The 249-nt window shown below is 67.9% G+C and carries 1 protein-coding gene; it reads left to right on the top strand.

Going from position 1 to position 249, the window contains the following annotated elements:
- On the top strand, positions 1 to 249 hold a 249-nt coding region (locus ACQG3P_RS21200; protein ID WP_426806153.1), incomplete at both ends, for a hypothetical protein.

Raw genomic sequence — 249 nt, 5'->3', positions numbered from 1 at the left:
CCGATCTCGCTGGTCGGCCTTGGCAAGCTCCGGCGTGCCCTGAGCATCCTGCTGCTCGGCTTCGCGCAGTTCGTCCCGGGTCTGACGGCGGAAATCGGCATCCAGCACGCCCAGCTCTTCTTCGGCGGCGCTGAGTGCGGACTCGATCTCCCGCAGCCGATTTCGCTGGGTGGCCCGGTCGAGCTCGGCCGCAATGCGTTCCTGCTCGCGCAGCAGGTACTAGTGGCGGCCCACGTACCTGCCCTCGTA

The sequence above is a fragment of the Stenotrophomonas sp. SrG genome, assembly GCF_050031795.1.
In the GTDB taxonomy this organism is placed as follows: domain Bacteria; phylum Pseudomonadota; class Gammaproteobacteria; order Xanthomonadales; family Xanthomonadaceae; genus Stenotrophomonas; species Stenotrophomonas rhizophila_A.
Note: the sequence above shows the minus strand (reverse complement) of the source record. Positions and strands in the feature narration are given on the sequence as shown.